Annotated in this window: 23 protein-coding genes; 14 read left to right on the forward strand and 9 right to left on the reverse strand. The window is 61.0% G+C overall.

Going from position 1 to position 23,029, the window contains the following annotated elements; all coding sequences use genetic code 11:
- Positions 1–60 precede the first annotated feature (60 nt).
- Positions 61–867, forward strand: a complete 807-nt coding sequence (locus tag BW09_RS07310) for a methyltransferase domain-containing protein (protein ID WP_044090368.1) — start codon at positions 61–63, stop codon at positions 865–867.
- On the opposite strand, the gene BW09_RS07315 is transcribed toward BW09_RS07310, so the two are convergent.
- From BW09_RS07315 to BW09_RS07325, 3 genes are all read right to left on the reverse strand, one after another.
- Positions 851–1,621, reverse strand: coding sequence for a sugar O-acetyltransferase (locus tag BW09_RS07315; RefSeq protein WP_140463177.1), 771 nt, complete (start codon positions 1,619–1,621; stop codon positions 851–853). The two genes, BW09_RS07310 and BW09_RS07315, sit on opposite strands and share 17 nt — an antisense overlap.
- A gap of 216 nt (positions 1,622–1,837) precedes the next feature.
- Positions 1,838–2,104: a TetR-like C-terminal domain-containing protein gene (locus BW09_RS07320; RefSeq protein ID WP_308810353.1), complete on the reverse strand. Its 267-nt coding sequence runs from the start codon at positions 2,102–2,104 to the stop codon at positions 1,838–1,840.
- Positions 2,105–2,190: 86 nt separating this feature from the next.
- A complete protein-coding gene (locus BW09_RS07325; RefSeq protein WP_044090366.1) occupies positions 2,191–2,712 on the reverse strand; it encodes an NAD(P)H-dependent oxidoreductase in 522 nt (173 codons plus the stop codon).
- A 293-nt stretch (positions 2,713–3,005) separates the two neighbouring features.
- On the opposite strand from BW09_RS07325, the gene BW09_RS07330 reads away from it, so the two are divergent.
- The 10 genes from BW09_RS07330 to BW09_RS07375 all read left to right on the forward strand — a co-directional run bounded on the left by BW09_RS07330 (position 3,006) and on the right by BW09_RS07375 (position 12,862).
- Entirely contained in the window at positions 3,006–3,539 is a 534-nt protein-coding gene (locus BW09_RS07330; protein ID WP_044090384.1) for a MarR family winged helix-turn-helix transcriptional regulator, read from the forward strand.
- A gap of 26 nt (positions 3,540–3,565) precedes the next feature.
- Positions 3,566–5,017, forward strand: coding sequence for a DHA2 family efflux MFS transporter permease subunit (locus tag BW09_RS07335; protein ID WP_044090365.1), 1,452 nt, complete (start codon positions 3,566–3,568; stop codon positions 5,015–5,017).
- 181 nt (positions 5,018–5,198) lie between these two features.
- A complete protein-coding gene (locus BW09_RS07340) occupies positions 5,199–6,620 on the forward strand; it encodes an MFS transporter (RefSeq protein WP_140463172.1) in 1,422 nt (473 codons plus the stop codon).
- Between the two features lie 682 nt (positions 6,621–7,302).
- The gene (locus BW09_RS07345; RefSeq protein ID WP_140463169.1) at positions 7,303–8,172 is read left to right on the forward strand and encodes a sulfite exporter TauE/SafE family protein; all 870 of its coding nucleotides are present in this window, start codon (positions 7,303–7,305) and stop codon (positions 8,170–8,172) included.
- 229 nt (positions 8,173–8,401) lie between these two features.
- The gene (locus BW09_RS07350) at positions 8,402–9,403 is read left to right on the forward strand and encodes a class I SAM-dependent methyltransferase (protein WP_258185027.1); all 1,002 of its coding nucleotides are present in this window, start codon (positions 8,402–8,404) and stop codon (positions 9,401–9,403) included.
- A 277-nt stretch (positions 9,404–9,680) separates the two neighbouring features.
- Positions 9,681–9,995 carry a cupin domain-containing protein gene (locus BW09_RS07355; RefSeq protein ID WP_140463199.1) on the forward strand — a complete coding sequence of 105 codons (315 nt, stop codon included), beginning with the start codon at positions 9,681–9,683 and terminating at the stop codon, positions 9,993–9,995.
- A gap of 222 nt (positions 9,996–10,217) precedes the next feature.
- The gene (locus BW09_RS07360) at positions 10,218–11,219 is read left to right on the forward strand and encodes a 3-hydroxyacyl-CoA dehydrogenase family protein (RefSeq protein WP_140463167.1); all 1,002 of its coding nucleotides are present in this window, start codon (positions 10,218–10,220) and stop codon (positions 11,217–11,219) included.
- A 2-nt stretch (positions 11,220–11,221) separates the two neighbouring features.
- Positions 11,222–12,100 (forward strand): hypothetical protein, encoded by an 879-nt coding sequence (locus BW09_RS07365; RefSeq protein ID WP_140463165.1) that lies wholly within the window; start codon positions 11,222–11,224, stop codon positions 12,098–12,100.
- A 263-nt stretch (positions 12,101–12,363) separates the two neighbouring features.
- A complete protein-coding gene (locus BW09_RS07370; RefSeq protein WP_140464848.1) occupies positions 12,364–12,597 on the forward strand; it encodes a hypothetical protein in 234 nt (77 codons plus the stop codon).
- Positions 12,590–12,862: a DUF4160 domain-containing protein gene (locus BW09_RS07375; protein WP_181161790.1), complete on the forward strand. Its 273-nt coding sequence runs from the start codon at positions 12,590–12,592 to the stop codon at positions 12,860–12,862. Before BW09_RS07370 ends, BW09_RS07375 begins: the two co-directional genes overlap by 8 nt.
- A gap of 249 nt (positions 12,863–13,111) precedes the next feature.
- Here the strand turns inward: BW09_RS07375 and BW09_RS07380 are convergent, their stop codons facing one another.
- Entirely contained in the window at positions 13,112–13,777 is a 666-nt protein-coding gene (locus tag BW09_RS07380; RefSeq protein ID WP_140463158.1) for a TetR/AcrR family transcriptional regulator, read from the reverse strand.
- 158 nt (positions 13,778–13,935) lie between these two features.
- On the opposite strand from BW09_RS07380, the gene BW09_RS07385 reads away from it, so the two are divergent.
- Entirely contained in the window at positions 13,936–14,637 is a 702-nt protein-coding gene (locus BW09_RS07385; protein WP_140463155.1) for an ABC transporter ATP-binding protein, read from the forward strand.
- A 13-nt stretch (positions 14,638–14,650) separates the two neighbouring features.
- A complete protein-coding gene (locus BW09_RS07390) occupies positions 14,651–17,407 on the forward strand; it encodes an ABC transporter permease (RefSeq protein ID WP_140463153.1) in 2,757 nt (918 codons plus the stop codon).
- 627 nt (positions 17,408–18,034) lie between these two features.
- Here BW09_RS07390 and BW09_RS07395 read toward each other — a convergent pair.
- On the reverse strand, positions 18,035–18,628 hold the full coding sequence (locus tag BW09_RS07395; RefSeq protein ID WP_044090060.1) for a TetR/AcrR family transcriptional regulator: 594 nt from the start codon (positions 18,626–18,628) through the stop codon (positions 18,035–18,037).
- Between the two features lie 194 nt (positions 18,629–18,822).
- On the opposite strand from BW09_RS07395, the gene BW09_RS07400 reads away from it, so the two are divergent.
- Entirely contained in the window at positions 18,823–20,166 is a 1,344-nt protein-coding gene (locus BW09_RS07400; RefSeq protein WP_140463151.1) for an ABC transporter permease, read from the forward strand.
- Between the two features lie 49 nt (positions 20,167–20,215).
- Here BW09_RS07400 and BW09_RS07405 read toward each other — a convergent pair whose 3' ends face one another.
- The 4 genes from BW09_RS07405 to BW09_RS11170 all read right to left on the reverse strand — a co-directional run bounded on the left by BW09_RS07405 (position 20,216) and on the right by BW09_RS11170 (position 22,831).
- Complete coding sequence (locus BW09_RS07405; RefSeq protein WP_044090058.1) at positions 20,216–20,428, reverse strand: helix-turn-helix transcriptional regulator; 213 nt, start codon at positions 20,426–20,428, stop codon at positions 20,216–20,218.
- Positions 20,429–21,076: a DUF2975 domain-containing protein gene (locus BW09_RS07410; protein WP_258185029.1), complete on the reverse strand. Its 648-nt coding sequence runs from the start codon at positions 21,074–21,076 to the stop codon at positions 20,429–20,431.
- A gap of 275 nt (positions 21,077–21,351) precedes the next feature.
- Positions 21,352–21,963, reverse strand: coding sequence for a sugar O-acetyltransferase (locus tag BW09_RS07415; RefSeq protein WP_258185030.1), 612 nt, complete (start codon positions 21,961–21,963; stop codon positions 21,352–21,354).
- 334 nt (positions 21,964–22,297) lie between these two features.
- A complete protein-coding gene (locus tag BW09_RS11170) occupies positions 22,298–22,831 on the reverse strand; it encodes a hypothetical protein (RefSeq protein WP_052382018.1) in 534 nt (177 codons plus the stop codon).
- Between the last annotated feature and the right edge of the window lie 198 nt (positions 22,832–23,029).

Raw genomic sequence — 23,029 nt, forward strand, 5'->3', positions numbered from 1 at the left:
AGCGTCCGGAATGTGAACGGAATTATGGACTGTTTGTGGTCGGCGATTAGCGTCGGACGCATGGTCACATGGGATTCGGAACAGTATCTGCGGTTCAACCGTGAGCGCACGCAGCCGTCGCGTGATCTGGCGATGCAGCTGCCGCCCGACGACGGGACGGTCCGGCGCGTGCTCGACATCGGCTGCGGGCCGGGCAACAGCACGGCCGTGCTGCGCGAGCGCTATCCGCACGCCGAAATCCTCGGCGTGGACAGTTCGCCGGAGATGATCGAGGCCGCGCGCAAGGCGCATCCCGATATCGATTTCGCGCTGTGCGACGTGTCCGTGGAGTCCGGGGAGGCCGGAGACATCCTTGGCCTTGCCGATCTGCCGGATGACTTCGACGTGGTGTTCTCCAACGCCTGCATACAATGGGTGCCGGACCACAGCCACCTGATTCCGCGGCTGTTGGGACGCTTGCGTAAGGGCGGCGTCCTGGCCGTGCAGACGCCGATGAACTACGAGGAGCCGATTCACCGCATCATCGGCGAGATCGTCCATTCGCCGGCCTACGCCGACCGGCTTCCGCAGCAACGCGAGTTCTACAACCTCACGCCGCCTGAATACTGGGAACTGCTGCATACGTACGCCGCAACGTTCCGCATGTGGAAGACCACGTACATGCACACGCTTCCCTCGCATGAGGCCATCATGGACTGGTATCGCGGCACCGGTCTGCGCCCATACCTGCAGGCGTTGGCGACCGATGAGGAACGCCGGATGTTCGAGTCGGAGGTATTCGCCCGCGTGCGGGAGGAGTATCCGACCCAATCCGACGGCAGCATTATCTTCCCCTTCCCGCGCTTCTTCTTCACTGCGGTGAAATAGCTGGGGCGTCCGTCTCGACCTGCCCGATGACGTGCGCGGGATTGCCGACCACGATCGCCCCTGCCGGCACGTCATGCGTGACGACCGCAGCCGCGCCGATGATCGCGCCGTCGCCGACCTCGACCCCTTGCAGCACGGTCGCGCCCGCGCCGATCCACGCGCGTTTGCCGATGGCGATTGGTCGGCATACCGTGGTGGCGCGACGGTACGGGTTCTTGAGATGGTTGATGGTGATGAGCTGCACGTTCGGGCCCAGGAACGCATCATCGCCGATGGTGATGCCCCCGAGGTCCATCAACGTGCAGCCCCAGTTGATGAACACGTTGCGGCCGATGGTGATGTTATGGCCGAAATCCGTATAGAACGGCGGGTTGAAGCGGAACGACGGATCCACCGGATGTCCGACGATGCGCTCGAATAGCTCGTGTGCCTCCTCCGGCTCGTGCCAGCCGGTATTGAGCTCGGCGCACAGCCGTTTCGTCGTACCGATGATGGACGCGATCGCCTCGTATTCCGGTTCGTCCGGCGAGACCGGTTCGCCGCCGCGGTCACGGACGAGGATATTCAGGGCATGCGGGATGCCATGATGGTCCGGGGCCTGTTGAAGGTCTGAGGTGTGCTGAAGGCTCGGAGTGCTCCCAAGGCTTGAGGTGTTCGGAAGCGCGGCATCCGGATGATTCGCGTCTGGGCGCGTTCCAGGCGTTCCAGTTGGGCGGGCTGTGGGAGTGGGGAGGGCTTGGATTGTCCCAGTCATATGCGGTTCCTTATATTCACATGAGTGCGGTTCTTGCCTCCCATTGAATCGATATGCAGCTCATGCGTCCAATAGTGTCATGTGCAGCCATGCAATGCCCTGTGGCTATGGCTGGAAAACGGGACGAAACATAAGTCAGCGACGAGGTCGGTTTATGTTTCGTCCCGTTTTGTGGTGGCAAAGTGGGACGAAACGCAAGTCGATGTCGTGCGAAACTTATGTTTCGTCCCGTTCGGGCATGCATCCGGTGCTGAATTCGGCGGCTGTGTCGACGCCGCGATGCATGAGCGCGGTCATGATGTCCGCCAATTCGTCGTCCGGAGCGTCCATATCGCCGCGCACCCATTGCTCGAGTACGGCGCAGATAGCGCCGGCCCAGAATCGGCTGACATAGCGTGGGCCGATTTCGCGGGCCAGAGGACTGCGGTTCATGTTCTGCTGGATTGCGTCGATGATAAGACTTCCATATCCGGCTTCCAACAACAGCCGGTATTGCGGCGCGATGCGGCGGACCTCGCCGAGCGGCGCATCTGGGACTATTGCGCCCGGGTCTGCGAACCGTATCTCAATCAGGCGGACAGTGCTTCCTGATAGGCCTTGGTGGCGGCGGACAGCGCCTCATCGGTGATGCCGAAGGCGCCGAACGTCACGAACGGCTTGATCCAGGTGGCGCTCACGTAGTTGGCCGTGCCCTGGAAGGGGGTGAGCACCTGGTCGATGACGAACTTGTTGGAGCCGTCCGGCTGGTAGGCGGTCTCCGGGGAGCCGGTGGAGACGGCCACGCCGAATTCCTTGCCCTCGAAGGCGTGGCCTTCGGAACCGTATGCCCAGCCGTGCTGCAGCACCTCGTCCTCCCAGCTCTTGAGCAGCGCCGGGGAGGAGAACCAGTACAGCGGGAACTGGAAGACCACGCGGTCCGCTTCTTCGATGGCCTTCTGCTCGGCGGCCACGTCGATCTTGCCGTCCGGGTACAGCGCGTACTCGTCGCGAACGGTCACATTATCCAGTTTGGCGGCGGCCTCGGCTAGCGCCTTGTTGACGTGTGACTGGCCCTTGAGGTCAGGGTGGAACACCAGCACCAGAGTCTTCATGATGTGTATCTCCTTTTCTTGATGATGTTGTCGATGGCCTTCTGCGCCGGCAAATATATGCCGGCTAATTGCCATTCCGCTTACCAGTCTCGCAAATGACGCGCCCATCGGCGTTGCCTCTACGTCGTGGGCGAACGGCGGATGCCTGTTGCGGCTCATTCCAGCGTGCGATAGTCGTTCGCAGCCGGTTGTCCGGCGCCCTTATATAGTTACCTATAGTCATTATCTTTAGTAACTATATGGGGATTGTGATGACTGAAGATATGGATGCCGTCGCGGCAGTCGATGCGCATATGGGTGCACGAGCAGGCGCGCCCGCGAAACTGCCGGCGGAGTGCGTGCGGGTGCTGATGGACGCCTGCTGGAAGGCGAAGACCATCGCCGAACTCATGCCGGAACTGCCGCGCGGAATGAAACCACGATACGTGCACGTCATCGACGCGGTATGGCATATCAACGCCCCACACGGGCAGAGCACGGCCACGGCCCGCGTGGGCGATGTGAGCGCCTTCCTCGGCGTCACCACGCCCAGCGTGACCAAGCTCGTCGGCGAAATGGCCGAACGCGACCTGCTGGTCAAGCATGCGGACGACACCGATCGACGCGCGGTCACGCTCACCCTCACCGAACGGGGGCTGGCCATCCGCAAAGCGTATGTGGCGGACTATCACGCGCACCTGAGCGAACTGCTCGCCGCCATCACTCCGGAGGAATGCGAAACCGTCGCGCGCACGATAGCCAAGGCGCTGACCCTCATGCGTGAGGACGACTGGCAGGTGCCGCGGGGGAAGCAAGAACGGCAAGGAAAGGAAGACAGCGCATCATGAATCAACACCACACAACACAATCATCTATGGCAACGCAGCCGACGCAGCTCACGAACGGCGGCAAACAGCCGGTAGCACCCAAGCTCGTCGTCGCCGTGGTGGCGCTCGCCATCCTGACCTTCCTCGGCATCCTGTCCGAAACCTCGCTCAACATCGCCTACTCCACTCTCATGGAGGAATTCGGCATCGGAGCATCCGTGGTGCAGTGGCTCACCACCGGATACCTTCTGCTCCTGTCCGTGGCCATCCCCAGCTCGCCGTTCATGGTGCGCCGGTTCGCCACCCGCACCCTGTTCGTCGCGGCGGTCGCGATCTTCACCGCCGGCACAGTGATCGGTGCGCTCGCCGTGAACTTCCCGATGCTACTCGCCGCCCGACTCGTCATGGCGCTCGGCACCGGCATCTCACTGCCGTTGATCACCAACATCATTCTGGAGAAGGCGCCGCTCGAACAGCGAGGCGCGATGCTCGGCATCGTCAGCCTCGTCACCTGCGCCGCACCCGCCATCGGCCCGGTGTTCGGTGGCGTGGTGATGGAATGGCTCAACTGGCATTGGATCTTCTATACGATGCTGCCGTTCCTCGTGCTTTCATTCTTCCTCGGCATGGCTTCGGTGCCGGAGATCCGCCATCCCGGCGACGCCGAACACGCCACGATCAGCGTGCCCTCGCTGCTTCTAGTGGCGCTGGGGCTCGCCGGACTCATCGTGGCGGTCAGCTTCTTCGCCGAATGGAACGGCGACTGGCGGTTCTGGGCCACACTCGCAGCATCCGTGATGGTACTCGCCGTGTTCGTGGCCGCGCAGCTGAAGATGACGCATCCGCTCATCGAAGTGCGCGTATTCGGCTACGCCGGCTTCTCCTTGGGCATGCTTATCCTGCTCATGGCCTCCGGTGGCGTGCTGGGGTTGAACTTCCTGCTGCCGATTTTGCTGCAACGCGGTTTCGGCTTCGGCTCACTCGTCGCGGCGCTGATTCTGCTGCCGGGCGCAGTGGTCGGCGCCATCGCCGCGCCTCTGATCGGCGGCGCGCTCAAGAACCACTTCCCGCCGAAATTCATCCTGTGCGGCTTCGTCGGCGTCACGTTGATGGACATCGCGCTCATCGCCGGGCATGCCAACGTGTGGGTGGTCGCCGTCGCGTACGCGCTGTTCATGGCCTCGTCCGGCTTCGTACTCGTACCCGACCAGACGCATGCCTTGAACCAGCTGCCGGCCCGTCTCAACGCCGACGGTTCGGCCGTGCTGAACACTGTCCAGCAGCTGGCCGGCGCGATCGGCACCGCCGTGGCCAGCGCGCTGATCACGGAATTCGCCTCTTCAGCCGCGCGTTCCGGTGCCTCGGCCTCCGACTCGTATCTTCAAGGGTTCGCGTCGAGCATGTGGCCGATCGCCGGCATGGCGGTAGTCGGAGCCGTGATGGCTGCGCTCATGTTCCGCTTCTCCGTCCGCCGCGCCCCGGAACTGACCGAAGTGTGAGCGGCGCGCTCGTCGGCAGTGTCCCTGCAGTGCCTCTGCGCAAGCAGAGCCAACACACTCCGCGTGTCTCGTGCGTCGTCCGACTCATTTATCGTCATCTATAGTCATCATCCCATCTACAGGTGCGATAGCCGCGTTCCTCCGCGCATACGTCCTACGAAGAGAGATAAAGAACACATTCATGTCTCAGAACAACTCTGTTGCCGCACTGGAAACGGCAATAGCACATGAACCCCGCGAGGACGGCTGGAAGTACCGCGTCGCGCTGCTGCTCACAGGCCAGGCCTTCTCGCTGCTGGGCTCCAGCATCGTGCAGTATGCCATCTGGTGGTGGATTGTCATGCAGACCCGCACCGGCTCGGCCATGCTGCTCGCCACGCTGTTCGGCGTGGTGCCGCAGGCCATCGTCTCCATGTTCGGCGGATCGATGGCCGACCGATACAACCGCAAGATGCTCATCATGCTGCCCGACCTCATCATCGCGGGCGTCACGGTGATGCTATCGGTGAGTTTCGCTCTCGGCTGGGCGAACCTGTCGGTGATTTTCGTGGTGCTGTTTATCCGCGCGGTGGGAGGCGGCATTCAGATGCCTGCCGTGCAATCGTTCATCCCCGACGTGACGCCTACGAGCAAGTTGCTGCGTGTCAATTCGATGTATGGCGTAATCGATTCGGCGAACAGGATCGCCGCCCCGGCGCTTGCGGCTGTGCTGGTGAACACGGTACCGCTGTGGTCGATTCTGCTCGTAGATGTGACTACAGCGGTCATCGGCGTCGGGTTCGTTGCGATGATTCGTGTGCCGCGCAAATCGGGCGTGGCGTCTGCGGGCGTCACTTCCTCCGGGCCTGCGACGGCCGGACAGCCGGAAGCTGAGGCGGCGTCCGGTGCACAGGATTCCCAGCCGATTACGGCGGTGCTGTCTTCCACATTCCGGCGCTCGGTGGCCGATCTCAAGGCCGGATTCGCCTATGCGATGGGGCATCCGTATCTGAAGGGCGTGATCTTGGGCGATGCGCTCACCTGCTTCATGTCCGTCGCGCCGATGAACCTCACCTTACTGCTCATGACTCGCGAATACGAAGGCATCGATCTGAACCTCGGATTCGTCAACCTCACCACCGCGTCCGACAAGCTCGCCGCCAACGAGCTCGGATTGAGCATCGGCATGCTGCTCGGCGGCGCGCTCATGTCCGCGTTCGGCGCGAAACTGCTGCGTGGGGCCCGAGCGCAGATGCTCATGGTGGCGTTCGGCATCGCGATGGTGGGCATCACCGTTATTGGGCTCGGCATCGCGCCGAACCTGCTCGCGTATCTCATCATCGACGTGCTTAACGGCGTCGCCGCGGCCATGTGCGTGGGCCCGATGCGCACGATCATGCAGTCCGAATCCGACGAGTCGATGACCGGCCGCGTCTTCGGCCTCGACAACACGTTCGCCACGTTCGGCATGCCGCTGGGCATGCTCGTCTTCGCGCCGCTCGCCGACGTGATCCCGATTTCCTGGGTGTTCATCGTCGGCGGATTGCTCACTCTGCCCGTCGCTTGGTACGTGCGCATGCTCTCGATGCGGGACACGTCTGCTGTGGCGGGTGCTGCTGGATGAGCGAATGTATGGATGAACGCAACGGTACTTGTGACGGCGGCGAGTCATATAGGAGCGGCGGCTAGGGCCGAAGCCGTCTCGGAAGACGTTAAGAACAGTTGCCGGGACGTCCCTATGGGGTCTTGCGCGCCTTGAAGGACGACATGGCGTCGGAGATGGATGTCTGATTGGATTGCGGAGGGAAATGAGGATTCCTCCGATTGCGGTGTGTGGAAGGCCGCGCGTCGATACGTTTGATGCGTGCTGGGCGAATCGGCATGGCTGTGGCCGTTGCCCGGCTGCGGGACGGGCTTTGCGGAACGGGCTTTGCGGGACGCAAATGCGGAATACGCCGATATGCGTTTGCCGCCCTTGGGTCTCTCGGCCGTTTTTCTGGGCGATGGCGGTATTCCGCCGATTCCGTGATTTTGGGCGTGGGACGCAAGTGCATTATTGGTCGAAATGCGCGTGCGTCCCGCAATGGTTTAGGACGCATGTGCAAAAAGGGCGATATTGCATTTGCGTCCCGGCGTGACACCGGCGTGACGCCCGGCGCATCCCGCGTGCCATGTCATGCGCAAAAGGGTTCGGTGCGTGTGGCATAATGCCGGCGTTGGCGATTGCAGGTAACCATGCTGGGACCACGATTGTTTGCTGATGTGGAACGTGCACATGCGGGTGCCATGCGAGGAAGGATTGTCGGATGACGGTTGGTGTGATGGCCGTGGTGGCGATCGCCGCAGTGCTGTATGGATTGGATAAATCATTGGCGCCCGGTGCAGGCATCCTCGCTGTGGCCACGCTCACCTCCGTCATGCCCGCCAAGGAGGCCACCGGCATCACGCTCATCATGGCCATCGTGGCCGACTGGAGCGCCATCTGGGCGTACCGGGGCAACGTGTCGCGCCGCTCGCTCATCCGACTGTTCCCGTTCGTCGCCATCGGCATCGCGGCGGGTGCCGGATTCCTGTTCGTCGCGGACAACACCGTCACCCGTCTGACCATCGGCGTGATTCTGGCGGTGTTCGTCTCGATGTACTTCCTCTCGTTGGCGCGCAAAAGACTTGCCGCGCGCAGCACGGTTGGACGGTCCGGACAGGCCGAGGCGGAACCGTCGAAGGCCGATGAATCGAATGCCGTGAAGCCGGACGGCACGACGACCTTGGATGATTCGGATGCGCGGTCGTCGGCCGTACCCCACACCATGGGCGCGAAATCATTCGCATTGGCCAAGCGCGTGGTGTGCGGTGCGCTCGCCGGCTTCACCACGATGGTGGCCAATGCGGGCGGGCCGATCACCTCCATCTACTTCCTGTCCGAAAACCTGTCGGTCATGCGCTTCCTCGGCACCACCGCATGGTTCTATCTGATCATCAACATGGTCAAGCTGCCGTTCGCCATCGGCCTCAACATGATCACCTGGGCGAACTTCACGGCGATGGCCTGGACGATTCCATTGGTGATCATCGCCGTGCTCTGTGGTCGCTGGGTGGCCCGTCGCGTCAGCCAGTCCGCGTTCAGCGTGCTCGTCTACGCGCTGTCCGTAGTGGCGGTGATTCGCCTGTTCCTGTGACATGTCAGGGCTGTTGAGCATCGTGTGGTGAAGAGGCTGAGACGCACTCGTATGACTGTGCTGTAGGCAAACGCATCTCGTCCGCGTCTCCGGCGGGGCAATACGTTACGCTCGCCGCGTTCGATTTGCCGCCGGACAGGCTGAACACGGCGTGAACGGCCCATATACCACAATCCGCACGGAAAAACCAGACTGTTTTGGATGGTATTGATTCCGTATGCTGGGTGCCGTGAATGAACGTATGAAGGAACGCAAGAACGAAATCGGTAATGGCCGTGGAGATGACCTCACGGAATCGCAGCTTCCGCAGGCCGGCCGCGATGCGGAGCATATGCAAGGGCATTGGGTGTTGGCCCGTCTCGGCAAGCGCGTGCTGCGACCGGGTGGGGAGAAGCTCACCAAGCGGATGCTGGCGCATACGCCGATTGCAGGCAAGCGGGTGGTGGAGTTCGCGCCGGGGCTTGGTCGCACCACGCGGCTGATTCTCGATGCCGGTCCCGCCGGTTACACCGGCGTCGACCGGGATGAGCAGGTGGTCAGAATCATCGGCCCGCTTGCCGCGTCGGTGGGCGGCACCTGCATCGAGGCGGATGCCTCGCGGACCGGTCTACCGGATGAGACCGCTGACGTCGTGATTGGCGAGGCGATGCTCACCATGCAGTCCGAGCGCGGCAAACGCGCGATTATCGGCGAGGCGCACCGCATCCTCAAGCCGGGTGGACTGTATGCGATTCATGAGATGGGACTCGCTCCCGACGATCTCGACGAGTCCGTCAAGGAGTCGATTCGCAAGGACCTTGCGCGGGCCATCAAGGTGAACGCGAGGCCGCTCACCGCCGATGAATGGCGGGCGCTGCTTGAGTCGGAAGGATTCGAGGTGCTCTGGCACGGCGTCGAATCGATGGCACTGCTTAAGATGCGCCGCAATATCGCGGACGAAGGGTTGGCTGGTGTGCTGCGCATCATGCGCAACGTGCTGACACACCCGGATCTGCGTGCGCGCGTGATTGAGATGCGCCGCGTGTTCAACACCTACGGCGACGCGCTGACCGGCACGCTTAAGATGCGCCGCAATATCGCGGACGAAGGGTTGGCTGGTGTGCTGCGCATCATGCGCAACGTGCTGACACACCCGGATCTGCGTGCGCGCGTGATTGAGATGCGCCGCGTGTTCAACACCTACGGCGACGCGCTGACCGGCATCGCCTTCGTGGTGCGCCGCAAGGGCTGACGACATTGCGACGTGAATCGCGTCTGGCTGTTCTAGGTGCGATTAAGCTGAAAACAAAATGAATCATCGGTGCCGGGCATTGTGCGCAATCATGGCGTGCAGTCATGGTGCCCGGCTTTGTCTACCGGCCATGGGCGGTCGGTGGGTGACGAAACAACGAAGACATACGGATAGGAATATAAGGAGTCCCGAAATGACCAACGGTGTAACACCCAACGACACAACATCCAACAGTGCGGCATCCGAAGCGACGGCCGAAACCAAGGCAGGCCAGCCGATGGTGATGGAGTTCATCGACGCACTCGCCCCGATGGTCGAGGTGCAGCCCGAGGCCACGGTCTCACGCACCGTGATGCAGGTGGAGGGCGCGAACGTCGTGCTGTTCTCCTTTGACAAGGGCCAGGAGCTGAGTGAGCACACCGCCGCGATGCCGGTGCTTGTCCAGTGCCTCGAAGGTCATCTCAAGGTGACCGGCGGCGGCCGGACCGTGGACCTCGTGCCCGGCGGCATCCTGCACTTCCCGACCCGGTTGCCCCACGCGGTCTACGCCGAGGAGGCGTCTAAGATGATGCTCATCATGATGCGGCGCTGACCGACGTGGCGCTGACCGGTGCGCCAATGGCGCCAGTGATTCCCGTGGGGATGAGCATGTCGATGAACTCCAGTACCGCAGGGTTTACGCCGAGATGCGCCTACCCTGGTGCTTGTCAGGATGCATTACTGACCGATGCGTCATTGATGCCGGTGAGTGCTCGGGGAATTTCCGAATGATTCCTTGATTCCGATGATGGGAGGCCGTGGCATGGAAGCTGGAATGGAGACGAATACGGGACTGGCGCAATGTGGAGCCGGCCCGGCAGTGGAACTTGACGATATTCGAACCGTCGCCAATGTGGGCACGGGCACAATGGGTCACGCCATCGCGCTGCAGTTCGCGCTCGCGGGGTATGCGACGCACCTCGTCGGGCGCAGCGAAGCCTCACTGGACCGCGCGATGACGAACATCCGCGCGGACGCCGGGACATTCGCGGACGCCGGCCTGCTACGTGACGGCGAGAGCGTGGACGACGTGCTCGCGCGCATTACGCCGGTCATCGGCTACGAACAGGGTGTCGCCGACGCCGACTTCGTCATCGAGGCGATTGCCGAGAACCTCGACGTCAAGCGTGAGGCTTGGCGCGAGATCGAGCAGTTCGCGCCCAAGGACGCGATTTTTGCCACGAACACGTCCGGCCTGAGCCCGACCGCCATTGCTTCCGTGCTTGAACGCCCGGAACGGTTCGTGGTCGCGCATTTCTGGAATCCTGCCCACCTCATGCCGCTGGTCGAAGTCGTGCCGGGCGCGCACACCGACCCGCAGGTACTCGACACGACCGCTGAACTGATGCGGCGCATTGGCAAGAAACCGGCAAAACTTAACAAGGAGTCGCTCGGCTTTATCGGCAACCGGTTGCAGATGGCCGTTCTGCGCGAGGAGTTCCACATCATTCAGGAGGGCATCGCCGACGCCGCCACCGTCGATGATGTGATGAAGTACAGCCTCGGACGGCGTTGGAACCTCGTGGGACCGGTCGCCAGCATCGATCTGGGCGGCCTCGACGTGTTCTACAACATCAGCACCTACCTGTTCGACGACATGGACAACGGTACTGGCCCGAGCCCGCTGCTCGCCGAGAAGGTCAAGGCCGGCGACCTTGGCGCGAAAACCGGCCGAGGCTTCTTCTCATGGCAGGGCGAGGCCGGCAAGCGTATTATCGAGCAGCGTGACGCGGCCTTGCTTCAGGCCCTGAAGGACGACACCGCCGAGGAGAAGTAAGCATGGGATTGGATGCAGTGGTCAGATGCCGATGCTGGGAGGATGGACTGTGCTCCGAGCCACCTGTACCTCGTGATGATGTGTACATTGATGAGGACGGTTACATATCCAGCCGGACGTTGGACAAGGCATGGCATGAGTTGAATTATGACGAATTCATTAAACGATATGATTCATTAGACCGTTCCTTCGACGAATGGCGTCAACATGCATGTGTTCACGAGGACATGGAGATTTGCGACGAACGGATTGGCAACTGGTCTGGCGTAGGAGAGCTGAGATATCTTATCGAACGAGCCGGTAGGCGCCGGCCGTTTCCGATCCTGTCTCATATGATTCCTGACGGCAATGGAGGCCAGTTCCCCGCCCGCCTCGCATCGGCCGCCTTGGAGGAGCTCGATGTGTTCGTCCAGGTCATTGCCGGATTCAACAAAAGCTGGTTGGTGAACGTCACATCCGGCGAACAGCCGACCGTTGCTTATCCACATGAATGGAAAATCGAAATGGACGAGCGGGAAAGTCTCGCTTCGTGCAAAGTGGTCGTACCGGATCGGGATGGGATTCGGCATGAATTCCGAAGATTTCGTCAAGAGCCGCTTCGAGACGAGGAGATAACCGGCGAAACCGAATACGAGCGACGCAAGCGCCGGGAGTGGGGATGGGGTGATTGGCCTGTGCGCCTCATCGATTTGGACACAGGCGATACCGCAATCATTGCAGCGTCGCTAGATGTCGATTTCGCGGGCAAGCCCGCTGAATACCGTTTCGAGGAGCACCGGGCGCCGTATATGAGTGAGGACGGCACCTATTGGCGGGCGGAAGTGCTGCGCAGATTGTTGAAGGCGTCATTGGAAACGGGCAATCCCATCCAATGGTGCTAGTGGATGCTAACCCGCATATGTGGCGATAAACAGTTTCGGAAGGTAAGTCGATGTTCAGCATGGATGCGTACGAAGAGCTTCGATTCGACAACTATGTGTATGACATGCTTTTTGAGGGGGAGCGTGAGACGGAGGCTTCGGAAACCCGGTTCAGTCCCAAGGAGACGTATGGCTTCCATGCGTGCTGTACTTCTGTGAGAACCCCTCGTATCGCAGATGCATTCGAGATAGTATCGTTGCAGATGGAACGATGGGAGTGCGCAATGAACGCGGAGAATACATTCACCATGATGGGTATCACCACGCAATGGGATGACGACACCATTGTCATCAGCGAAGACGGCTATCCTCGCAAAGCAGTGCTGAACAATGATGGGAAGATTCTTTCCTCCACGTTCGGAGTTGAAGGGGAATCGTTCCTCCATCACTGGTTCATGCGGGTGAAGCCTACCGTGGATGGGCTACGTTCCATTGATCGCGAATACGCCAATGCCTGAGATTTTCAGCTTCGCTGGTTATTCCATCTATTTCACGGCGCTTGACCGAGACCATGGCGTGCACGTTCATATTGCGCAGGGCTCACGTCATGATCTTGCGCGTTTTGTGCTGAATTCCGATGGGACGGTCTCCCTCGCCCACAACAAAGGCGGAATCCCGGCAAAGAGCATTCGCCGGCTTCAGTTCTTCCTCACCGCCAACTATCAGGATGTTCTCGTTGCATGGCGGTTGTTTTTCGGTCCCGACTGCCATTTTGACCGCTGAGAAATGACGATAACAAGGTAAAGCCCATTGCGGGAACCATCGCCAGGGGTCTTCTCGATGGCTCCCGCAGCGGGGAGATTGGCGACTGAATACGAGGCGATGGTATTGGTTAGATTGTCGCAACGTTGTTTGAGTTCGATGAATAACGTTGTTACCAGTCGCTGGTATATCTTCACTCGCCAGAGATGAAGATTGATGCAAATCTTCTCTTGCGGAAAGTGAAGATTGAGGTTGGTCTTTTCGCTCCGGTTATGCGCGGGTGCTTTCGGTGCGCTCGTTGGGCTTGGATGTCTGGCTTTCGCCAGCGCAAGTACCGGCGCCAGTACCAGTGCTCGCGTCCCGCGGCGCGATGCGGGGGAGGAGTTCCTCGGACATGAATTGGCCGATTTCGGTGGGGGCAATGAGGTCGGGCTTGTTGAGCACGGTGCGGAACAGGCCGATGATGCCGGACAGATAGAAGTGCTTGAGCAGCTCCAGACGGCGGCGTTCCTGAGGATCGTCGATGTCCTCGATGTTCGGTGTGTTCGGGAAGAAAATCGGCTGGATGTATGGCCAGACGCTGTTTTCGGCGCGCTCTATGAACTTTGGGTCACCGTGCGGCCCGAGCAGCACCTTGCCATAGTGGAACAGTGCCGCGGGCATCTGAAGAAGCTCTGGGGTGATGTTCAGCGTGCCATTGTGCAGCGACGCATCAAGCATCGCGTCGCGCTGGGCGATGAGGTCGTTCTCGATCTGGTCGCGCACGTCGCGCACCGAGGAGAAGTACAGGTAGAACGTGGCCCGGTTGTAGCCGGCCAGGTCGGTGATCTGTTTGACGCTGATCTTCTCGATGGGCTTCTCCTCATAGAGCTTCCAAAACGCGTCCTTGATGTTGCGGATGGTCTGACCGGTCAGTTCCGGGTTCTTCTTAGCCATGGTCTCGCTCCTTGGTGAATGCTGATTGGCGGTTCGCTGTATTCGCTGCAATCACTCGATAGGTTCGCCGAAATTGTCGATTGATGATTGATGTTGGATTCATTATCTTGTTATCCGACGACATAGTGTCGAGTGATTAACGAGAGGAACCAACCACCATGTCATTCCTAGAATTCCATGACGTCGTGCGCCAATACGGTAGCGGCGAGTCGGCTGTTCTGGCGCTCAACCACGCCACCTTCGACATCGAACAAGGCGAGCTTGCCATCATCCTCGGCGCATCCGGCGCCGGCAAATCCACTACGCTCAACATCCTCGGCGGCATGGACCGTGCGACTTCGGGCACCGTCACCATCGATGGCAAGGACATCGTCAAGGCCAGCGAGGCGGAACTCACCGACTACCGCCGGTTCGACGTCGGGTTCGTCTTCCAGTTCTACAACCTCGTACCCAACCTCACCGCACTTGAAAACGTGGAGCTCGCCTCGCAGATCTGCCCCGATGCGCTCGATGCCCGCGAGACCTTGGAGAAAGTCGGCCTCGGCGACCGCCTCGGTAACTTCCCTGCGCAGCTTTCCGGCGGCGAGCAGCAGCGCGTCGCCATCGCCCGCGCGCTCGCCAAGAACCCGAAGCTGCTGCTGTGCGACGAGCCGACCGGCGCGCTCGACTACAACACCGGCAAGCAGATCCTCCAGCTGCTGCAGGACGCCTGCCGCGACCGCGGCATCACCGTGGCCCTCGTCACGCACAACTCCGCGCTCGCGCCGATGGGCGATCGCCTGATTCGCTTCCGCTCCGGCAAGGTCACCGAAATCACGACGAACGCCAACCCGACGCCCATCGCGGACATCGAATGGTAAAGGGGTGAGCGGTATGGCACATGCACAGCAGCACGCTGCATCACGACGGTCCGCGGGCCGTACACGCGTAAAACGCACCGCGCTCTACAAGGACGCGTGGCGGTCCGTCGCCTCCAACGGTAAGCGATTCGCCGCGATCGTGGTCATCGTCGCCGTGGGTGTGATGATGATGGGCGCGCTTTCCTCCATCAGCAACGATTTGCGCGGCGGTCTCGACGATTTCTTTGACAGGACTGACATGCACGACCTGAGCATCGTCTCCACCTACGGTTTCGACGATGACGACATCAAGGCCCTGTCTGAAGTGGAAGGCGTGGGCGCGGTCGCCGGCCAGCGGTCGGCCAGCGCATACACCAGGATCGACGGCAAGCAGTCGTCCGCCACCGTGACCGAGCTGAACGACCAAGGTCTCGATGAGCCGTACCTGACCGACGGCCGTCTGCCGGAGAAGGCTCACGAGATCGCAGTCACCGAACAATATCTGACCGACAGCGGCAAGGCAATCGGTGACTCGTTGACGTTCACGCTGGACGAATCCACGTCCGTGACGCAGTTGATTTCTGGGGCGTCGTCCGCTGATTCATCGTCTGCTGATTCGTCCGAAGAGTCGAGCGAATCCGATTCAGGCACGTTCGCGACCGGCGAGTACACCATCGTCGGCACTGTCATCGACCCGAACGACATCGTCAACCCGTCCGGTCCGATGGCGCTGATTTCCGGCGCCAAAACCGTCTACCCGCTGTTCGTCTCGCCCGAAGCCGTGGCCAAGACGGACGCGCCGTACACGTCCGCGCTCGTCAGCGTGGACGGTGCCGCCGACCTCAACACGTACGGTGACGATTATCTGGCGCTGGTTGAACGGGCCCAGACCGGTATCGAGAAGATCCAATCAAGCCGCGAACAGGCCCGCACCGACGCCATCAAGGATGCCGTGCGTGAGCCGGTCGAGAGCAAACTAGACGAACAGAAAGCCGCCATCGCCGCCTTGCCCGATGGCAATCCGATGAAAACCGCAGCTGAGCAGAAGATCGCCGACGCCGAATCCCAGCTGGAATCGAAGCTCGACGCCCTGCCGGACGCCACATGGATCATCCGCGACCGCAGTGCCTTGACCAGTTATGAGGACGTCAAGACCGAAGGTGAGATGATCTCCCGTCTCGGCAAGCTGTTCCCGATCCTGTTCCTCGTCATCGCGATTCTCGTGAGCCTGACCGCCGTGGCGCGCATGGTGGAGGAGGACCGTCAGCTCATCGGCACGTACAAGGCCCTCGGCTACACGCGCGGCGAGACGATGCTCAAATACCTCATTTACTCGTCTGCGGCGGTGCTCGCGGGAGGTGTGGTCGGCGACCTCATCGGCCTGGCCGGTCTGCCGTTCGTGTTCACCAAGCGCATGCTGCACATCCTTTATGTGATCCCGACATATCCGCTCATCATCGACTGGCGTATCGGCATCGGTGGCATCCTGCTGTTCCTCGTGCTCATCACCGGCAGTGCGATGGCCGTGTGCGCGGGCTCGCTGCGCTTGCAGCCGGCAGAACTGCTGCGCCCGAAGGCGCCGAAGGCCGGCAAGACCATCGTGCTGCAGCGCATCGGATTCATCTGGAACCATCTGAGCTTCCTCGGCAAGGTGACCGCGCGCAACCTGTTCCGCTACAAGTCCCGTGCGCTCATGGTCATCGTCGGCGTACTCGGATGCACTGCGCTGATGACCGCCGGTTTCGGCATGGCGTCCTCCGCGATGACGATGATGCCCCGACAGTTCGGTGAAATCGCCACCTATGACGTGATGGCCGTGACCAAGCCAGCCGACCACGAGAAGGCGCAGAAGGCGCTGGACGGCGACAATGCGGTGGAGTCATCGGTCCCGTTGCATCTGGAGAGCGCGACGCTGTCCGCGGGCGGTGCCGAGGACGGCAAGCTGACCGTGCAGCTCATGGTCATCCCGGACGGCGAGTCGCTCGACGGCTACCTTGACCTGCATACGACGGACGGCCAGGCCATCGCGCTGGACGAGGGGAGCGAGGCGGCTGCGGTCATCACGGCCAACGCCGCGAAGACCTTCGGTCTTGACGCCGGCGGCACGGTCGAAATCGCCGATGCGATGATGGACACCGCCCAAGTGAAGGTCACTGGCGTGGCCCAGTACTACACCGGCAACATCGTGGTCATGTCCGAAGCCGCCTACCGGGCCGCGTTCGACGTGGACGATGATGCGGACCTCGCGCTCAACGCCGACCTCATCAAGGTGAAGGGCGACGACGACGCGCAGATCGCGTTCGCCGACGACCTGGCCGAGCAGGACGAATACCTGACGGTGGTGAGCACCGCGAAGCAGACGCGCGACTTCACCAAGAGCTTCCTCATCTTCTTCGTGATGATCGGCTTCATCGTGGTCATGGCGGCGATCCTCGCGGTGGTGGTGCTCTACACGCTCGCCTCCACGAACATCTCCGAGCGCGAACGTGAGCTCGCCACCATCAAGGTGCTCGGCTTCCGCAAGAAGGAGGTGCATGGCTACGTCAACAAGGAGATGCTGTTGCTGGCCGTCATCGGTATCGCCATTGGCCTGCCATGTGGTCGCGGTCTGCTTGGATTCCTGCTGGGCCAGCTCGACCTGCCCGGCATGAATATCGTGCCGCATGTGGCCTGGTACTGCTACGCGCTCGCCGCGCTGCTGGCGTTCGGTTTCACGGTGATCGTGGAGAAGGCCACGAACAAGTCGCTCGACCGCATCGACATGGTCGGCGCCCTGAAAAGCCCCGAGTGATGTTGTTGCGGTGAGATGCTGCATGGCTGTAAGCGCTGGGCAGCTCGGCTGCGCGGTCGTGTGACTGTGTGTGACTGGCGGCTGCTCTAATAAGCGGTTGCTTGGATGAGCAGCGCATCTGGAGGCTCTCCTGTGATGGACCGCATCTGGCAATTGGCTGAACTGAAGTACTTCAGGTTCGCAATTGTCAGGTGCGGTTTCATGTTTGCTTGTGTGCAGTACCGCTGTTCGTGATGTTGTGATGAGTCCGTCTCGAGTGCGATGTTGCCGCCTCGGATGCGGCGCGGTGGCTTGAATTGAGGTCCGGCGGCTTGCGGAGTGGTTTTGGCGGGTGTTGTGTGGTCCGGTGTGGAACATGCGCAGTGGAACATGCGTGGGACGATGCGCGCAATAGGGCGTTTTTGCAGTTCCGTCCCACTCGGTTCCGAAAGGGTGGATTATAGGGGTAGGTAAAAACGGCCTGTTCTGTGGTTTTTATGGTTGCCGTTGTGAGATAAGTATCCTCGCAGGTTCCGCATGGTCAAGGGGTGGGTGAACGAGGCTAACGTTCTGTCATGGTAACAGTCGAATGCTCGCTGCACGCCGATGCCCCTATCCGTGCGCTCTGCATCTCGTCCCTGCCGTTCCTTACTGCTCCTTCAGCGAGTGCACGAGCTGGGAGACGGTCCGGGGAACAGGGGATTGACTAATCCAATCGGGGTCAAAGGTCTTGGATTCAAGCATCCCCTGCACCGAACTGAGCATACCCAGGATGCCGCTGGCGGCGAATTCCGCTGTGATGCGTTGCACGGGGCTCAGCGATTCCGGCGGGACGCCGATCGAGGATAGCCAGATGTCTATGACGAAACTCTTGAGCTGCCGTACCAGCCCGGCCGAACCATGTGGCCCGGCGATCAGTATGAGCTTGTGAATGCAGTCGAGATACTCGGGGTCGGTGAGGCGCTTGCCATAGTCGCTGATGGCATCCACATCATCCGGTTGGCGAATGAGATGGACGATGAATGCGGCGACGTTCGATTTCGCATACAGTGCGGCGATGGCGTCGTCGGCCAGCTCCGGGATTGACGTGTAATGGTAGTAGAAGGCGCTGCGATTCAGTCCGCTCTCTCGAGTGATGTCGCTGACGGTGATCTGTGCATATGATTTCACCTCCATCAATCGCCAGAACGTCTGCTGCATCTTCTCGGGCGCGCCTTGCTCGTCCGCTTTCGGTCGTCCCATATTCAATCTCCTCGTCTTATTCATCGATGGACGCCACCTTCGCCGGCCATAATCGGCGCTGTGTCGCCGTCATCAATGACCTGTCCTCTATAACCCAACATCATATCGAGTTATGGGGATTTATATTCCACAGCGTGTTGGGTATTCTCGTCGTTCGGTTGGGTTCGTTGTGAATCCGCGAACGAGAGGAACCTATGATGGAATCGTTGCAAAAGCGAGCGAAATACGGTCTGCCGCTGATAGTGATCATCGCCGTCTCCTGCCTGATGGCGCTGATGTTCTACCCGATGATGAACGCGCAGATCAGGGAGCTGCCGGTCGCCATCCTGTCGCTGGACGAAGGTGCGACCACCGCCCAAGGGGAGGTCAATGTGGGCGATGCGATGGTCAAGAAGCTGACCGGAGCCTCGGATGGTGCCTCATCGTCCGACAGTGCCGACGAACAGCCGATGGTCTGGACCGAGGTCGATTCTCAGGGCGATCTCGACAAGGCCTTCGCCGATCATGACTACTACGCCGCAATCGTGATTCCGAAGGACTTCACTGCCAAGCAGATGGCCGTAAAGCAGGCGGCGGCCAAGGCTCAGATCGAGTCCGCCACGGCGCTTGCGCAGACCATGACCAAGGCGCAGGCCGAAGCGGCGGGGCAGGGGCTGACCGGAGCCGCCGCACAGCAGTATGTGCAGGCAGCGATGCAGAAGGCCATCGCCGCTCAGTCCGGCGATACGGCCGGTGCCGCCGGTTCCGCGTCCGCCGGTACCACCGCTTCCAATGCATCCGGCACATCCGCTTCGGCCGACGACGAGAACGCCCCGTCCGTCACCCTTACCATCGACAACTCGAAGAGCCCGCTCGTCGCCAGCCTGCTCAAGCAGAGCGTGCCGGCTATGCTTTCCCAGAGCGGCGCGAAGGTGGAGGTCAAGACGATCAACGCCGGCGACGTCAAGTCCAACAGCAGTCTGCCCACCGCGGCGATGATGGGGCAGAACGTGCTCATCATGCCCACGTATATGATGTCGCTGATCGTCGCCGTGCTCACCGTGATGCAGCTCGGCCGCAAGCGTTATGATTCCAAGCCGCAACGTTGGGTGTCCTTCGGCGTGCAGTTGTGCGCCGCGCTCGTCTGGTCGCTGTGCATCGCGCTTGGTGCGTGCTGCATCTTCGCCATGTTGGGCTCCGGTTGGCCGCCGGCCTCGATGATTGGGTTCCTGTGGCTCGCCAGCTTCGCCGTCATGTCGGTGATGCTCGCGCTGATGAACATCGCGATACCGCTCGGCGTGCTCTGCGGCGTCCTTGGTCTCGGCCTCGGCATGACCAGCGGTCTGTTCCCATACGAGCTGCTGCCCGGTTTCTGGCGTGACTGGGTCTACGGCTGGGTACCGCAGCGCTATATCGGCGACGGTGTGCGCGCGGTGCTCTACAGTGGCGACGGCTGGTGGAACGCCGCATCCGAACCGCTGATGGTCGTGGTGTGCGTCGGTCTGGTGGTGTTCATCGTTGCCGGACTGCTGCCGCTCGGCAAGCGCGGGCGCGACTGATGCGGGGCGCTCCCTGTCCGTGGCGTGCCGTGTGTCGGTTACTCGTTGGCTATCGTCCTTCATCCACGAACTCGAGGATGTCGCCGGGCTGGCAATCCAGCACCTTGCAGATCTGATCGAGCGTGGAGAACCGAATCGCCTTGGCGCGGCCGTTCTTCAGAATCGATACGTTGGCTGGCGTGATATTGATGCGATCGGCTAGCTCGCCCACGCCCATCTTGCGCTTGGCCAGCATCACGTCGAGATTGATGCGGATCGCCATTCAGATCACCGCCTCAAGCTCGTTGCGCTGTGCGATGGCGGCGCTGAGCAGCGAGCGCATCACCAGCATCAGCAGAATGAACGCGGCGATGAGCAGCAGCGCCACCAGACATGCCAGACCGACCGCCGGCATGGTCATCGAGGCGTTGAAGCAGTCGCCGCTGGTTGGGTCGCAGTACTGGAAGTCGGCGAACAGACCGAACAGCAGCACGAACAGCACGAGCGCTCCCTCGGCCGCCGCGCAGACGATGATGGCATTCGTCCACCACACCGCCTTGCCGGAGAACACGTCGCGGCGTTTGACCAGATCCAGAAGCCTCCATAGGGGGATCAACGCCACTTCGAAACATGCGACCCCCAAAATTCCGGCGATGGTGTACGGCCAGCGGGCCGGCGCGGTCTCGGGATACAGCGCGACCACGTCGCCGGCCATCACATAGATGACGTATTGCCCCCACAGACATATCAGCTCGAAGAGCACGATGAACCCCTTGAGCACCGCGATTGCCGTGGGGTGATACTCCTGCCACATCGCGGTGTCTTCGGCGGAGTTCTCGACGTCGCCGCCCGGGACTGCCGGCCCCCCTGTCCGCGACCCGGTTGGATGGTCTGAATTGTTGGGATGGTTGGGATGACTCAGCGCGCCCATGATGACCGCCCTTTCCTGATGGTGCTTGTACTGCTGCGTTTCTTGGCTGTGCCCGTGCCGCCGTGCGTGTGTTGCCGTGCTTTTCCTGCCGAACCGACCCATCCGTGGGTTCGATTGTATTTCAATACTATTATATCGAAATTCGATATGTCAAGCAGGGTTTGAGTAGTTCGGGCGGAATCATGAAAGGGTTGCGGTGCTGGCGTGGATCTGATACGCGGATCTGATGCGCAGGCGTGGCGTGGCGGGCTTTTGCCGTGGCCTGTCTCGCCGGATCACTCCCAAACGTCAAGCTTGCGGCGCTTGAAGTAGTATTCACGGTCCTGTTCGCCGATGGGGCGTACCACCTGGCAGGGCGCGCCGTAGGCGACCGAGTCCGCGGGGATGTCGTGGGTGACGACCGAGCCGGCGCCAATCACGGTGTTGTCGCCGATGGTGACGCCTGGCAGGATGGTCACATTCGCGCCGACCCATACGTTGCGCCCGATGACGACGGGAATCGCATACACGTAATGATGTTCGCGCAGGATGGGCAGCACCGGGTGGCCGGCGGTGGCGATGACCACGTTCGGGCCGAACATGCACCAGTCGCCAATGGTGATGTCTCCGTCATCCACGCAAGTGAAATTCGTGTTGCAGTAGACGCCCTTACCCATGCGTACGTGATGGAATCCCCAGTTGGCGTGCGCCGGCGTCTCCACATGGCAGCCCTCGCCGATTTCGGCGAACATCTCCTTGAGCAGCCGTTGCTTGCCGGCCTGGTCGGTGGGATGGGTCTGGTTGAACTCCCAGAGCTTCTCCTGATACTCGAGCTGATCGCCCATAATGCTGGGGTCGTCATAGTGGTAGGGGAGTTGTTCGCTGCGGCGTGCTGCATTGTCCATCATGATCACGGTCCTTTGCTTAGTCCCATGTACTTCCAGTAATGGTTACGTTGCCATCCTAGCTGCTGCAGGGGGTTTGCCGCGATGCCTGGTTCTTATCTAGGCTTAACGGGCTGTATGTTCGCGTCTTGACGAGAGCGCCGCGCACATACGGTCTGTTGAGAGGCGCGGAATGGCTGCATGTTCGCGTCTCGACGTGAGCGCCGCGCACATACAGCCTATTGGAAGGCCGGAAAGGACCGTAAGTTCGCGACTATGCCGTCGAGACGCGAACATACAGCCTCTGCCGGTCGGGTGCAGGCTCGAAGCCCCGTTGCTCGAGGCGCATTGCAGGCCGCTACAGTTCGCGTCCGGTCACATCGGTTGCGTGCTCATACCGCGCATTCATGCCGACCGTGGGGACTCGTGCATCGATGAGCTTGCGTATGAGCGGAGCCCGTTGGGCCGCTTCCTGATAATTCGTGCGGATGATCGCAGTCACTCCGGCTCGTCTCAGCGCATCCTCGCGATCTCGTTCTGCCTGGACCACGGTATGCACGTTGTTGCCGTTGGTCATTGCCGGATCGGTGTATTTTGCCGCGCCATCGTATTCCAGCACGATGATGCGCCCATCCTCCGTGTGCCATATGAAATCCACACGGTACTTCATCCAGGAGGAATCGGTGTCGGTGAATACATGCTGGAGTTGCGGCGTAGCGAATCCCTCTTCGATGATCACCGCCCTGCAGAATGATTCGCCGCCGTTTTCGCTCAGCGGATTCGCATAATGGAGCAGTCGCATGACGCTGCCGCAATCCATGCGCATTCCGTCGCAGATGTCTAATACCTCCTGCGCTGTGACCAGATGGTTGCGCATCGCCGAGTCGAACATCGGGAGGGTTTGGACAAAAGGATATCGGGTTGCGCAATCGACCAAGGTCCTCGCTGGTGAGGTTATGCGGACCATGTCGGTGATGTCGTGTTGTCTGACACCGGGTATTGCGGTCTGCGTCATCCCCGTGGATGCTGGGTCTTGCGTCCCGCATGATTCCAAGGTTAATGAGCCTTGCATCAATTTGCTTCCAAGGCC

Origin of the sequence: Bifidobacterium sp. UTCIF-1 (assembly GCF_006408915.1) — a bacterium.
GTDB classification, from domain to species: Bacteria; Actinomycetota; Actinomycetes; order Actinomycetales; family Bifidobacteriaceae; genus Bifidobacterium; species Bifidobacterium reuteri.